Origin of the sequence: Paramicrobacterium agarici (genome assembly GCF_002563955.1) — a bacterium.
In the GTDB taxonomy this organism is placed as follows: Bacteria; Actinomycetota; Actinomycetes; order Actinomycetales; family Microbacteriaceae; genus Paramicrobacterium; species Paramicrobacterium agarici.
The window spans coordinates 2058395-2070962 of the sequence record NZ_PDJE01000001.1 but is presented as its reverse complement, the minus strand read 5'-3'; the positions used below and the strand labels follow the sequence as shown (position 1 = coordinate 2070962).

The following is a 12568-nucleotide window of genomic DNA, read 5'->3' as shown; positions in this document are numbered from 1 at the left end:
CGGCTATCCGCTACCGCCGCAGCACCACAAGTTTCTGCGTGGCTCGCGTCATTGCGACGTACCGGTCGACCGTCGCCTCAATGCTCGCATCGGATTCGGACTGCTCGACGAGCACGACAAGATCGAACTCGAGGCCTTTGCTCGACGCTGCGCTCAGCGATCGCACGCGCGCGGTGTCAGCACGCGACGGATCCCCGATGACGCATGCGACGCCCTCCGCGTGCGCGTCCAGCCAGGTGTTCAGGATGCTGTCGAGCTCGGCGTACTCCCCCGAGACCACGGGAATGCCGGAGTCCCGCACTGACGTCGGCACGTTTGCGTCGGGGAACACCGAGCGGATCACCGGCTCGGCAGCATCCATGATCTCGCTGGGAGTCCGGTAGTTGATGCGCAAGCGAGCCTGCTCCACTGTCGTGAGTCCGATTCTGGCCAGGCGCTCTTCCCATGATTCGGTGAATCCGTGGCGTGCCTGGGCCCGATCGCCAACAATGGTGAAGCTTCGTGACGGGCAACGCCGAAGCAGCATCAGCCACTCGGCATCCGTGAGCTCCTGTGCCTCGTCGACGATCACGTGGCCGAACGGGCCAGCGAGAGCGTCCGGAGTGAGGTGCGGAAGCTGCGATTCGTCGATGAGCGAATTGTGCGTGTCATCGACCTGAAGCATGGGCAGTACGCCCTCACCATCATCGAGATCCCGGGAGTCGAGCAGCTTCTCGATGACATCACCCATCGTCTCCTGCTGGCGACGCAACGCGACCTCCCGCTGGCGCCGTACGCGCACCTCTGCGGGATCTCCGGTGCGCAGCCGAGCGGCATCCAGAATTGGCAGATCAGCGCGTGTCCACTCACGGGGATGCTCGCGCTGCAGCGCCTCTACGTCGCTCTCCGACAGCTGCGGAGCGCACTGCCGAAGGTACGCGGGAACGGACCAGAGATCGGCCACGACACCTGCGGGGTCGAGCAGCGGCCATGCGTCGCTGAACGTGCTCAGTAGCTCGCTGTGGGCACGCAGCGAACGGCGCAGTCCCTGCTCCGGGATATCTCCGGCGTAGGCGTCGACGACGATGTCCATGAGCTCACTCCACACCTCTTCACGCGCGTCATTGTGCGCCGTTCCGGGCGTCGGAGCATCGAACGCGGCCTTCCAGTCCTGGGCAGAGATCGTGACAAGGCCCCACTCGGTCTCCAGGTGCACGTCACCGCGCGGCGGGCGCTCATGATACGCAACTGCGCGGTCGATGACGTCGTTGAACTCCGGCGACGCCTTCACGGCTGCCGCTGGGTCGTACGCTGCGACTCCGCCAGCTGCTTCCGGCACCATGTCCGCGATCGTGCACACCTGGGCGCCGTCCTCGCCGAGACTCGGCAACACGTCAGAGACGTACGCGAGGTATGGCGATGAGGGGCCAACGAACAGCACGCCGCCCGCGCCCCGGCCGATGCGCGGGTGCGAGTACAGAAGGTAGGCCGCACGGTGGAGCGCCACGACGGTCTTTCCCGTGCCTGGGCCACCGTCGACGACGAGCGCCCCTCGAGACCCGGCGCGAATGATGGCGTCCTGGTCGGCCTGGATGGTTCCCAGCACGTCCCTCATGCGCGACGATCGTGTGGCGCCGAGGCTCGCGATGAACGCCGACTGGTCGTCGAGCGCAGACGAGTCGGCGACAGCATCCGGCGTGAACGCCTCGTCCCAGTAGTCGGTGATCCTGCCGCGGGTCCATCTGTAGCGGCGGCGGCTCGCGAGTCCCATCGGGTGGGCGTGCGTGGCACCGAAGTACGGCTCAGCGGCCGGTGCTCGCCAGTCGATCAGCAGAATCTCCCCATCAGCGTCGGTGACGTTGAGCCGACCGATGTACAGCGGATCTTGCTCGCCGTCAGGCACGATCCGGCCGAGGCACACGTCGAGTCCGAAACGGCTGAGCACGCGCAGCCGAGACGAGAGCCGATGAATCTCGAGGTCGCGATCAAGCGCCTTCTGCCCGCCTCCGGCTGTCGCCTTTCGCAGGTCGTCGCGGCGGCGCGTGAGGTCAGCGATCTCTCGGTCGAGCGCGTCAGCGACCGCGGCGAGATGCGCCTCGTCGTCGGCAACGAGCTCAGGTCGGGCGTGGGCATCGTGGGCGGCTGAGAGGTCGAAAATGGGCATGGTGACACGAGTCACGGCGGCTCCTGAGAAGACGAGGCGAGAAGGTGGCGAACGAGCGGATGCTGCAACGGCAGCGGTATCGATGGAGGCTCTATTCTGCGCCACAGAGGGGCCCTTGCCGCAAGTGGGGTGCCGTCGGATATCCTGGAAATGTAGCGCCGGGATCCCGATTCCTACACGCAGTCGCGCAATCGATAGTGGCTTATCGTCAGCGCATTGCCGTTGGCGCAGCAGGGCGAGAACGGAACTGCTACGTATTGGGGTTCGTGACGTTCAGATCTCGGGCCAGGTACAGACACTCGCCCGGGGCGGTCTTTTTCCCGTAGCCGGTCACCCAGAACCCGTTGAAGTGCAAGACTGAGTCATAGTCGATACAGAAGCGGTCCCCGATCACGCTCGGTGCGTCTCCAGCAGCAACGGTGTATCCGAGAACATCGCCCTCCGCGCTTACGTCGGTGACTCCGGCCGCACCATCGCGCGCTCCGCGATCAACCGGCTCGCGAATGGCACGCTGTTCCCACCCGTCGCCGTCATCTACCCAATCGATGCGGGCGAGGACATCGCACGCGTCGCCTTCGTCCGAGGAGCCTGTACCGGAGCCACTTCGAGTACGGCTCTGCTCTGACGCTTGCAGCTGACTTTTGGGGAGCGGACTCGGGTGATTGCCGATCCACTCCTGCCGTGACAACGAGCGCGACCAAAACCCGCGACAGCAACCGCGCACGTGGTCGCGACTAAGGCCTTGGCTCCGGTTCCGCAGGCTTGGGAGCCTCAGTCGTTCGCCACCAAGATAGCGTCCGGCCTTTCATCGTCGGGCGAACCATCGCTTCCGATATCCCACGCCTCCGGCGTCGGCCCGAGTATATTCCTGGCTGACTTGACGACGAACCATCCGAACAGGCCATTGCCGCCACCGCCGATGGCGGCACCGATCATGAGCGGCACCTGCTTGCCGAGCACCAGGATCCCTTGTTTGGTGCCCCACTTCGTGATGAAACGTGGCCCGAGCAGCTTGTTGGCTGCATCGATCGCCGCCATCGGGATCGCCTGCACAACTTTCTTCCCCCAGTAGGGTGCAGCACGACCGATCACCTTCTCGAGCACCTGCGTCGATGCAGAGTTGCCCACCAGCACGCCCATTACCAGCAACCGACGCCGCTCAATGTCTTCTAGCTCGAGTCCATGAATCTCCGCGACCGACAGCGTGTACAGCACTGACGCCTCAAGGTACGTCAGCAGGTCTGCCAGAGCAGCAGGCACCTGGACGAACCCGTTGGGCATGACTGCTGCTGCACCTGCTCCAACCCCCGTGGCAGACACTGACCCGATGTACCACTTGTTCATATAGGCAATCAGCTCCGCAGGCGATTTGTCCGGATGCATCCGGCGCAAGCGCGCCACGTTCGCCACCGCGACTGGTTGCTGGCTGTCGAGTGCCTTATTGAGCCCCGCTTTGACCAGCGCCTTCGGGTCGAACTTCTTTGGTTCTGCCACAGACGAATTATCTCACGTCGATGTCGACCGACTCGAGGATACAACCTCGTCATTGCCACTCAGGTAACGTCTCTCGCTATGCGTGCTGCTCCGGCAGGCCCACACGTTCCTCCAGCGCGAACGCACGGTAGTGCCCAGGCAACAGCACCAGTGCCTCTGCCTCGTCGACGAGCAGCAGATCCCATCGATCCTCGTAGCGCTCGAATGGCGTCAAACGAGCTATCTCTAGTCTCCCCAGTGTTCTAGATCGAAGTTGAGGCACCACTGGTATTCGCCCTGCCCAAGAATTGGCCACTAGATTTCCACTTTTTGGCCCACTAGATCAGTAGCCGGCCGACGCTTGACCGAAGCTGGAATTGGCCGACAAACCCACTTTTGGGCACGCTCCGCACTCCGGCGGAGGTCATCAGAAACGAGAGAAGCCCTGACGAGAAACCGCTTCCCATCAGAGCTTTTTCGTCGGGTTGACAGGATTTGAACCTGCGACCCCCTCACCCCCAGTGAGGTGCGCTACCAAGCTGCGCCACAACCCGATGTTCCCGGTGTCCCGAAAACAACTCGTCTAGTCTAGCGTGTCCAAGCGGGTGCTCGTGACCACGCGGTTACCGGGCCGGAGTCACTCAGCATCGAGAGGCTGCCCCGCAGCATCCACTGGCCATTTCTCACCCGCGTCGATTGCGATGGGGAGCACGTTGTCGCTCGGCGGCAGCGGGCAGTTCCACGCCGGACTGAACGCGCACGGAAGCAGTCTGGAGCGGTTGAGATCGACGAACGCGACGTCTCCGACTTTCACAGCGTTTGGCCCCGAGAGCGGAAGCTCCAGCACACGCCCGGCTCCGTACGAGCTGACGCCATTGGTGTCGTCGCGGAACGGAATCGTGAGCGTTCCCTCGTGTTCAGTCGCCTGCAGGATGTAGTACCGTTCGTCGATCGTGAGGACCACCTCGGCGACGACCGGAACCTCGACCGGGTGAGGGTCGCGAAAGTGCGAGATCGCCACCGTGCGTCCCTCCCGCGGCTCAGTGATGCGCGCGGGAACCACCCACTGCGCGCCGTATGCAAACGTTGCGATGTGATCGAAACGCTGCATACGGTCGGCTTCGGCATTCCACACCTGCAGGGCGAATTTCGTTCCGTCGTAGCTGAAGACGACACCTTCGCTGCCATCAGAGAACTGGGCCCTTGTTGGCCCGTCAAGCGCGAGCCAGTACAGCTCAGCTTCGCCATCGACGAGACGACCGTCAATGTGAATTCCCTCGTCGGCGGTGGCCGTCACGCGAAGCCCGCGCCCTTCGTCGAGTGGCGCCCAGCGACCAGGAGCGGGCGGAACAGCCGTGTCAGGCTCTGTGACGTGAGCTCCCCAGACGAACGCGAGCGGACTGCGAGGGCCGGTCATCTGCGCTTCACGGTCGTGACGCAACGTCTCCCAATCGCCCCGCAGCCGGTCGAGGTCGGTCATTGATCGGTCACCGCGTCCATGCGCTCCAACAGCCAAGCCGCTCCGTGCACGCGACCTCCTCGCTCGTCGACACGAGCGGCCAACTCTCGGTCGCTCGTGATCACCGTCACATCGTTCTCTGTTTGGCCGGCGATCAGCGCGGCCACCTGCTCCACGATCTCATCGTCGCCCTCCGCGGGAGCGTCCACCACGCGGACGTGAGCAGAATTCTCCACGCCACGAGCCTTGCCTTCGACGACCATCGTGATCTCGGGTGACCATCGAAGCGATGGATCATCGTCATCGGCGATTCCAACGCCGCTCAACGACTCGAGCCTGTCGCGCAAACGCTCGGCGGCGGCGAAGCGGTCTCGCCACCATCCATTGGGGCGCGATCCGACAACATTCGCCGCATCGACGACGAGCTGCGGCGCTCGTCCGAGCAACGACCGCAAGCGCGGCCAGGATGCCTCGAGTCCAGGGTGAAGCGGAGCGGACGCGACGCTGTCGACCGGAACCCATTCGAGGGCGATGCTCTCGTGATCGTTCATCAAAGGCTCAAAGCTCGTGTGTACGTCCGCAATGACGGTCGTGTAGCTCCAGTACCCGACAGAAAACGTCGATGTCGCGCGGGGAATCAGCTGGCCTGCGGGCACAGCAGCTTCTTCGTGTGCCTCGCGGAGGGCGCCGTCTATCGCGCGCTCCCCCGCGTGCAGAGCGCCACCCGGAAGCCCCCAGGTGCCGCCTTGGTCGCTCCATTCAGCGCGATGCTGCAGGAGCACGCCCCTCGCCGGATCCCACGCGAGCAAACCGGCAGCGCCGTAGCGTCCCCAGAAGCGCCCACGCTCGCCCTCGACCCAGGCGTCGCCGGAATCGCGCGGGCCGAACGGCCGTCTCGGTTCGCCAGGTTCCGGAGCGATGATGTCTGCCACCCTCCAAGACTCTCACGAGGTGGAGGGTACCGAGTCATCGTTTACGTCGTTCGCGCACCCGCATGTTGATGACGATGGGACTTCCCTCGAAGCCATAAATCTCGCGGAGTCGCCGCTGAACGAACCGTCGGTAGCCGGGATCGAGGAAGCCGGTCGTGAACAACACGAATGTGGGAGGACGCGTGGACGCTTGCGTGCCGAAGAGCACGCGAGGCTGCTTTCCTCCGCGGAGAGGGTGCGGATGCTCCGCCACGAGTTCCGCGAGGAACGCGTTGAACTTTCCCGTGGCGATGCGCGTGTCCCATGACTCCAGCGCGCGCTCAAGCGCGGGAACAAGCTTCTCGAGGTGGCGCCCCGTTTGCGCCGAGATATTCACGCGAGGCGCCCACGATACGTGGCCCAGGTCCTGCTCGATCTCACGCTCGAGGTACCAGCGCCGCTCGTCGTCGAGCAGATCCCACTTGTTGAACGCGAGCACGAGTGCGCGACCCGATTGCAGCACGAGGTCGACGATGCGCACGTCCTGTTCAGAGATCGGCTCGCTCACGTCGATGACGACGACGCCGACCTCGGCCTTTTCGAGAGCGGCGCTCGTGCGCAACGACGCGTAGAAGTCTGCGCCCTGCTGCATGTGCACGCGACGACGGATGCCGGCGGTGTCGACGAAGCGCCAGACCTTTCCGCCGATCTCGACCTGCTCGTCAACCGGGTCGCGCGTCGTTCCCGCGATGTCGTTCACGACCACGCGTTCCTCGCCCGCCGCTTTGTTGAGCAGGCTCGATTTGCCCACGTTCGGCCGGCCGACGATCGCGACGCGGCGCGGACCGCCGATCTCGCGCTTGGCGACAGCCGAGACCTCTGGCAGTTTGTCAAGAATCAGATCAAGCAGGTCGGCGACGCCGCGACCGTGAAGCGCGGAAACCCCGTATGGCTCCCCCAGCCCGAGCGACCAGAGAACGGCCGTGTTCGGCTCCTGCCGTACGTCGTCGACCTTATTTGCAACGAGGTACACGGGCTTCTTCACCTTGCGGAGAAGCCGAACGACGTGCTCGTCTGTGCTCGTGGCACCGACGTTCGCATCGACGACGAACACGACAGCGTCAGCGAGATCAATCGCCACCTCTGCTTGCGCCGCGACGGAGGCGTCGATGCCCTTGGCATCTGGTTCCCAGCCACCTGTGTCCACGACGGTGAAGTGCCGTCCGTTCCACTCTGCGCGATACGAGACGCGGTCCCGCGTCACACCAGGGGTGTCTTCGACGACCGCCTCGCGTCGGCCGAGGATGCGGTTGACGAGGGCGGACTTGCCAACGTTCGGCCGCCCGACAATCGCGACGACCGGGAGCGTCGGAAGGTAGCGAATCGCCTCGGGTCCCTCGGCCGCCGCAGCGAGCATCTCGAGGTCGGACTCGTCGAGCTCATAGTCGTCAAGACCTCGCCGAAGGGTGTCGGCGCGCTGCTCGATGACGTCGTCATCGAGCGAGTCCAGGTGCTCGGCGAGCTTGTCGTCGGAGTCGTACCGGTCGTCGTCGGGCGTCTGATCAGCCATGTGCCGTCCTTGAGGTCTGCTGTTCGATCACGTCGAGAACTGCGTCGACGGTCTGGTCGAAGGTGAGGGTTGTCGAATCGACAGTAACGACGCCGTCCGCCGCTGTCATGAAATCGACGACGCGCGAGTCCGCGGCGTCGCGCTTGCGCAGCTGATCGGCGACCTCCGTCGCCTTCTCATTGGCCAGCTCCGCCGAGCGCCTGGCCATTCTAACCTCTTCCGATGCGGTCAGAAGAATGCGTACGGGAGCATCGGGAGCTACGACTGTCGTGATGTCCCGGCCCTCGACGATGATGCCGTGCTGCGGCGCCGAGCGCATGATGTCGCGAAACAGCGCATTGACGTGCTCGCGGATCTTGGGGACTCGCGCGACGGAGCTGACGACGCTCGTCACCCTCGGCTCACGAATCGCGTTCGTGACGTCGGTCTCGCCGACGGCAACGTAGTAGTTATCGGGGTCGACGCCGATGTTGTAGTCCCAGTCCGGGAGCGCATCGACGATCGTGTCGCTGTCGGCCGTCGGCATCCCCCGCTCGAGCACCCACCACGCGAGCGCCCGATACGCTGCCCCCGTGTCGAGGTAGTTGTATCCCAGCCGCTCGGCCGCCGCCTTCGAAATGCTCGACTTGCCCGAGCCCGCCGGCCCGTCGATCGCCACGAAGATCTGTGACACGCTCACACGCTCGCAATCCGCCAGCCCCGCGCCTCGAGATCCTCGATGGTGCGCTGCTTGACCTCGGGGAGGACGCTGATCTCGGCCAAGCCCACCGCTGTTCCCGGTGAGTGCTCAAGGCGAAGGTCCTCCATGTTGACATTGATCTCACCGAGTTCGGTGAGAAGCTTTCCGAGCTGCCCAGGGGTGTCGTCAACCATGACGACGATCTGTGCGAAGCGGCGGTCCTGCCCGTGCTTACCCGGAAGCCTCGCCACGCCCACGTTGCCTGCGGCGATCGCGTCAGCGATGCGACGGCGGGCTCCGACAGCATCCGTGTCTTCGAGCGCGCCGATGATGGCGTCGAGGTCGGAGCGCAGCGCGCTGAGCGCTTCGGCGACGGGGGCGCTGTTGGCACCGAGAATCTGCACCCACAGCTCAGGGGTGCTCGACGCGATGCGCACGGTATCGCGCAGGCCCTGACCGGAGAGGCGCAGCGCTTCGTCTGGCGCGTCGACGAGGCGTGCGGCGAGAAGACTCGCGACGAGCTGCGGAACGTGCGACACGAGCCCCACAGCCTCGTCGTGCTGGTCAGGCGTCATCTCGATCGGGGTCGCGCCCAGGTCAAGGGCGAGGTCTTCGATGATCGCAAGCGCTCGTCGCGGTGTGGAAGCGTCGCGACACACGACCCACGGACGGCCGACGAAGAGGTCGGCTCGCGCCGAAATGGCTCCGCCGCGCTCTCGTCCTGCCATCGGGTGCGAGCCGATGTAGAGAGAGAGATCGAGCCCGCGGCTGGTCAGATCGAGGTACGGCCCCGTCTTGACGCTCGCCACATCGGTGACGACGGCGCGCGGATACTGCGCAAGCTCTGCGGCGATGACGTCGGCGACAACGTCGGGTGGCACGGCGACGACGATGAGGTCGGGATCGTCGGTCGGAGCGGCGGCCCGGCCTGCGCCATAATCGATCGCGAGGCGCAGCTGCGAGGGCGAGGCGTCGGCGAGAGCGACGTCGAGACCTTTGTCCGTGAGAGCGAGACCGATGCTCGCTCCGAGAAGTCCGGTTCCGACGATTCGAACGCTCGCGTCGAGTCGAGCACCGTTCTGTGTGGGGTCGACGATCGGAGGAGTCAGAGCGTTCACCTTTTTCCCTTCTGCGGCACCGAGGAGCCCGGACGACGCGTCCCTGCGGAAACAGCGCCCGACTCGTAGTCCTTCGAGGCGATCTCTCCCGTCACGTGAGCATCGCGCGCAAGGGTCAGGATGCTGCCAAGCTCGTCCTTCGTCAGCTCGCGCATCTGCCCCGCGCGCAGCGTTCCCAGGTGCAGCGGACCGAAGCTGCGTCGCACAAGGTCAATGACCGGGTGTCCAACCGCCGCCATCATGCGGCGCACGATCCGGTTGCGGCCCGAGTGGATCGTGAGCTCGACGAGACTGGACTCCGCGCCCTGCGCGTCAATCACACGAACCGCATCGACGGCGATCAGGCCGTCGTCGAGCGTGATGCCCGATTTCAGTTCGGTGAGCGTGCGCGGTTCGACACTGCCGCGCACCTTCGCGACGTAGGTCTTGGCAACGCCAAAAGATGGATGGGCCAGCACGTGCGCGATCTCGCCATCATTCGTGAGAATGAGAAGTCCGGACGTTTCGACATCGAGCCGACCGACGTTGAACAGGCGTTCGTCCATGTGAGAAGTGAACCGTGACAGATCAGGCCGGCCCTGCTCGTCGCGCATGGAGCTGACGATCCCGCGCGGCTTGTTCAGCATGACGTATCGCTTTGTGGCATCGAGCTGCACGGCCTTGCCGTCGACGGCGACCTGATCTTCACTCGGGTCGATGCGCGTTCCCAGCACCGTCACGACCGCCCCATTGACGCTCACCCGCCCGTCGGCGATGAGCTGCTCGCAGACGCGACGTGACGCAACCCCCGCCGCGGCGAGCACCTTCTGCAGGCGAACCCCGGCCGGTTCAAGCGCTGAATTATCGGACATCGTCGTCAAACCCCTCCGATCCATCGGCGAGCAGCGGCGAGATGGGCGGCAGCTCGTCGAGCGAGTTGATACCGAGCTGCTGGAGCAGCAGATCTGTCGTGGCGTAGTTGATCGCGCCGGTCTCGCTGTCAGTGAAAGCTTCAGTGATCAATCCGCGGCCGAGCAGCGTCCGTACGACGGAGTCGACGTTCACGGCGCGGATCGACGCGATCGCCCCCCTCGAAATCGGCTGCTTGTAGGCGATGACCGCAAGTGTCTCCAGTGCCGCCTGAGAGAGCTTGCTCGGGTTCTGCTCGGACACGTAGGCAGCGACGACCTCGTCATAGTCGGACCGCACGTAGATGCGCCACCCGCCGCCGACCTCGCGAAGTTCGAACCCGCGACGAATGCACCCGTCGACACCGTCATAGTCGGCGACGAGGCGCTCGACCGCAGCCGAGATCTCCTTCACCGGAGAGTTCAGGGCCGTTGCGAGCCCCATGACGCTCTGCGGCTCGTCGGCGACCATGAGCAGCGCTTCGATCGCGCGGTCGAGATCAACGCCGTCGAGGGCATTCCGGGTAGAGGCCGCTGCCTCGTCAGCATCCGCCGTCGGCATGTCTGTCTCTGTCTGCTCAGCCGTCATAATCTGCCCCCAGATTCGCAAGATTCTCTTCTGACCATTGCTCGCTGGTCCAGCGAAGTGTGAGCTCGCCCAGCGGCTCCAGCTGCTCGAACGTGAGTGCGGCGTGCCGGTACAACTCAAGCACAGCGATGAACCGGGCGACGATGACGCCCTTCTCCCCCGCGCCGGCGATGAGCTGCCGGAACGTCACGGGTTCGCCGACCCGCAAGATGCCGACGATGTACGCCGCCTGTTCACGAATGCTGACGAGCGGCGCATGCAGGTGGTCGAGGCCCACAACGGGTACCTCTTTGGGCGTGAACGCGAGCGTCGCGAGGGCTGCGAAGTCGTCGAGCGTGAGCGTCCAAACCAGTTCGGGCGTGCGGTTTCGGTACTTCTGCTCGAGTCGGACGGTGCGCGGGTGCCGAGCAGACTCGACGTCGAAAGTGCCCGCAAACCAGGCGGATGCTTCTTTGAACGCGCGGTACTGCAGAAGCCGGGCGAAGAGCAGATCGCGAGCTTCAAGCAGGGCGACGTCCTCGGCGTCGACGAGCTCGCCCTGCGGGAGCAGGCCAGCGATCTTGAGGTCGAGGAGCGTGGCCGCGACCACGAGGAACTCCGAGGCCTGATCAAGTTCTTTCTCGGTTTCGACGTCGCGCAGGTACGAGATGAACTCGTCGGTAACGCGCGAGAGGGCGACTTCGGTAATGTCGAGCTCGTGTTTGGCGATGAGGGAGAGAAGCAGGTCGAACGGGCCCTCGAAGTTGCTCAGGGCAACACGAAAGCCGCCCGAATCGGTGGTCTCCTCGGCCGTACCGTCGAGCTCGGCAGCCGATGCCGAGGCATCAGGCGACGGCGCCACGCGCAACCAGCTCCCGCGCGAGCTGACGGTAGGCCTTCGCCGCGTTGTGCTCCGGAGCGAAGTCGGTGATCGGCATGCCCGCGACCGAGGCATCGGGGAATTTCACCGTGCGCCCAATCACGGTGTCGAGCACGTCGTCACCGAAAGCCTCGACCACGCGGTCGAGAACCTCGCGTGAGTGCAAGGTGCGCGCGTCGAACATGGTGGCGACGATTCCGTCGAGCGTGAGTGCCGGATTGAGACGATCCTTCACCTTCTCAATCGTCTCGATGAGCAGCGCGACGCCGCGAAGGGCGAAGAATTCACACTCGAGCGGAATGAGAACGCCGTGGGCAGCGGTGAGCGCGTTGACCGTGAGCAGACCGAGAGACGGCTGGCAGTCAATGAGTACAACGTCGTAGTCGTTCGAGATGCTGCGCAGCACGCGTGCGAGAATCTGCTCGCGCGCGACCTCGCCGACGAGATGGACCTCGGCGGCGGAAAGGTCAATGTTCGCCGGAATGACGTCGAGACCGGCGACGTTCGTGGGCTTGATCGCGCTGCGCGGTTCCGTCTTGTTCGACAGCAGCAGGTCGTAGATCGTCGGGTCATCATGTGTGGTGACCCCGAGACCAGCGGACAGCGCGCCCTGCGGATCGAAGTCGATGCACAGCACCTTGCGACCGTACGCGGCAAGCGACGCCCCGACGCTGATCGTCGTTGTCGTCTTTCCCACGCCGCCCTTCTGATTGCAGAGAGCGATCACGCGCGCGGGACCGTGGCCCTTGAGCGGCGACGGCTCGGGAAAATCGCGGAGAGGGCGACCCGTGGGGCCGAGCTCCGTCTTCGATGCGTCTGCCGCGGCCTCCGTGTTATCGATTGTGGCCACTGCATGCCTCATTCTTCGCTTCTCGTAATG

13 protein-coding genes and 1 tRNA gene are annotated in these 12568 nt (G+C 64.7%); all 14 read right to left on the bottom strand.

The annotated features are described in order from the left end of the window. Positions 1-10: 10 nt before the first annotated feature. Positions 11-2248, bottom strand: a complete 2238-nt coding sequence (helR, locus tag ATJ78_RS10140) for an RNA polymerase recycling motor ATPase HelR (RefSeq protein ID WP_342744791.1) — start codon at positions 2246-2248, stop codon at positions 11-13. 145 nt (positions 2249-2393) lie between these two features. Next, positions 2394-2831, bottom strand: a complete 438-nt coding sequence (locus ATJ78_RS10135) for a hypothetical protein (RefSeq protein WP_098407478.1) — start codon at positions 2829-2831, stop codon at positions 2394-2396. An 83-nt stretch (positions 2832-2914) separates the two neighbouring features. Beyond that, positions 2915-3637: a hypothetical protein gene (locus ATJ78_RS10130; RefSeq protein WP_211288457.1), complete on the bottom strand. Its 723-nt coding sequence runs from the start codon at positions 3635-3637 to the stop codon at positions 2915-2917. A 76-nt stretch (positions 3638-3713) separates the two neighbouring features. After that, the gene (locus tag ATJ78_RS15890; RefSeq protein ID WP_156088592.1) at positions 3714-3851 is read right to left on the bottom strand and encodes a hypothetical protein; all 138 of its coding nucleotides are present in this window, start codon (positions 3849-3851) and stop codon (positions 3714-3716) included. Positions 3852-4096: 245 nt separating this feature from the next. Next, positions 4097-4170 (bottom strand) — tRNA-Pro (locus ATJ78_RS10125). 83 nt (positions 4171-4253) lie between these two features. After that, complete coding sequence (locus ATJ78_RS10120; protein ID WP_098407477.1) at positions 4254-5096, bottom strand: DUF1684 domain-containing protein; 843 nt, start codon at positions 5094-5096, stop codon at positions 4254-4256. After that, complete coding sequence (locus ATJ78_RS10115) at positions 5093-6007, bottom strand: NUDIX domain-containing protein (RefSeq protein WP_245836279.1); 915 nt, start codon at positions 6005-6007, stop codon at positions 5093-5095. Before ATJ78_RS10115 ends, ATJ78_RS10120 begins: the two co-directional genes overlap by 4 nt. A 34-nt stretch (positions 6008-6041) precedes the next feature. Continuing rightward, entirely contained in the window at positions 6042-7556 is a 1515-nt protein-coding gene (gene der / locus ATJ78_RS10110; protein ID WP_098407476.1) for a ribosome biogenesis GTPase Der, read from the bottom strand. After that, positions 7549-8229: a (d)CMP kinase gene (gene cmk, locus ATJ78_RS10105; protein WP_098409324.1), complete on the bottom strand. Its 681-nt coding sequence runs from the start codon at positions 8227-8229 to the stop codon at positions 7549-7551. The genes der and cmk overlap by 8 nt, the downstream gene beginning before the upstream one ends. A gap of 2 nt (positions 8230-8231) precedes the next feature. Beyond that, positions 8232-9353 carry a prephenate dehydrogenase gene (locus ATJ78_RS10100; protein WP_434061493.1) on the bottom strand — a complete coding sequence of 374 codons (1122 nt, stop codon included), beginning with the start codon at positions 9351-9353 and terminating at the stop codon, positions 8232-8234. Further along, positions 9350-10204 (bottom strand): pseudouridine synthase, encoded by an 855-nt coding sequence (locus ATJ78_RS10095; RefSeq protein ID WP_098407475.1) that lies wholly within the window; start codon positions 10202-10204, stop codon positions 9350-9352. The genes ATJ78_RS10100 and ATJ78_RS10095 overlap by 4 nt, the downstream gene beginning before the upstream one ends. Beyond that, a complete protein-coding gene (gene scpB / locus ATJ78_RS10090) occupies positions 10194-10829 on the bottom strand; it encodes an SMC-Scp complex subunit ScpB (RefSeq protein WP_098407474.1) in 636 nt (211 codons plus the stop codon). The genes ATJ78_RS10095 and scpB overlap by 11 nt, the downstream gene beginning before the upstream one ends. Further along, a complete protein-coding gene (locus tag ATJ78_RS10085; protein WP_434061492.1) occupies positions 10819-11670 on the bottom strand; it encodes a segregation and condensation protein A in 852 nt (283 codons plus the stop codon). The genes scpB and ATJ78_RS10085 overlap by 11 nt, the downstream gene beginning before the upstream one ends. Continuing rightward, entirely contained in the window at positions 11654-12550 is an 897-nt protein-coding gene (locus ATJ78_RS10080; RefSeq protein ID WP_098407472.1) for a ParA family protein, read from the bottom strand. Before ATJ78_RS10080 ends, ATJ78_RS10085 begins: the two co-directional genes overlap by 17 nt. Positions 12551-12568: the final 18 nt, after the last annotated feature.

Bases quoted from the DNA above. Each gene is read 5' to 3' on its own strand.
- ATJ78_RS10095 (WP_098407475.1), bottom strand. From the start codon at position 10,204: ATGTCCGATAATTCAGCGCTTGAACCGGCCGGGGTTCGCCTGCAGAAG.
- ATJ78_RS10120 (WP_098407477.1), bottom strand. From the start codon at position 5,096: ATGACCGACCTCGACCGGCTGCGGGGCGATTGGGAGACGTTGCGTCAC.
- scpB (WP_098407474.1), bottom strand. From the start codon at position 10,829: ATGACGGCTGAGCAGACAGAGACAGACATGCCGACGGCGGATGCTGAC.
- ATJ78_RS10080 (WP_098407472.1), bottom strand. From the start codon at position 12,550: ATGAGGCATGCAGTGGCCACAATCGATAACACGGAGGCCGCGGCAGAC.
- der (WP_098407476.1), bottom strand. From the start codon at position 7,556: ATGGCTGATCAGACGCCCGACGACGACCGGTACGACTCCGACGACAAG.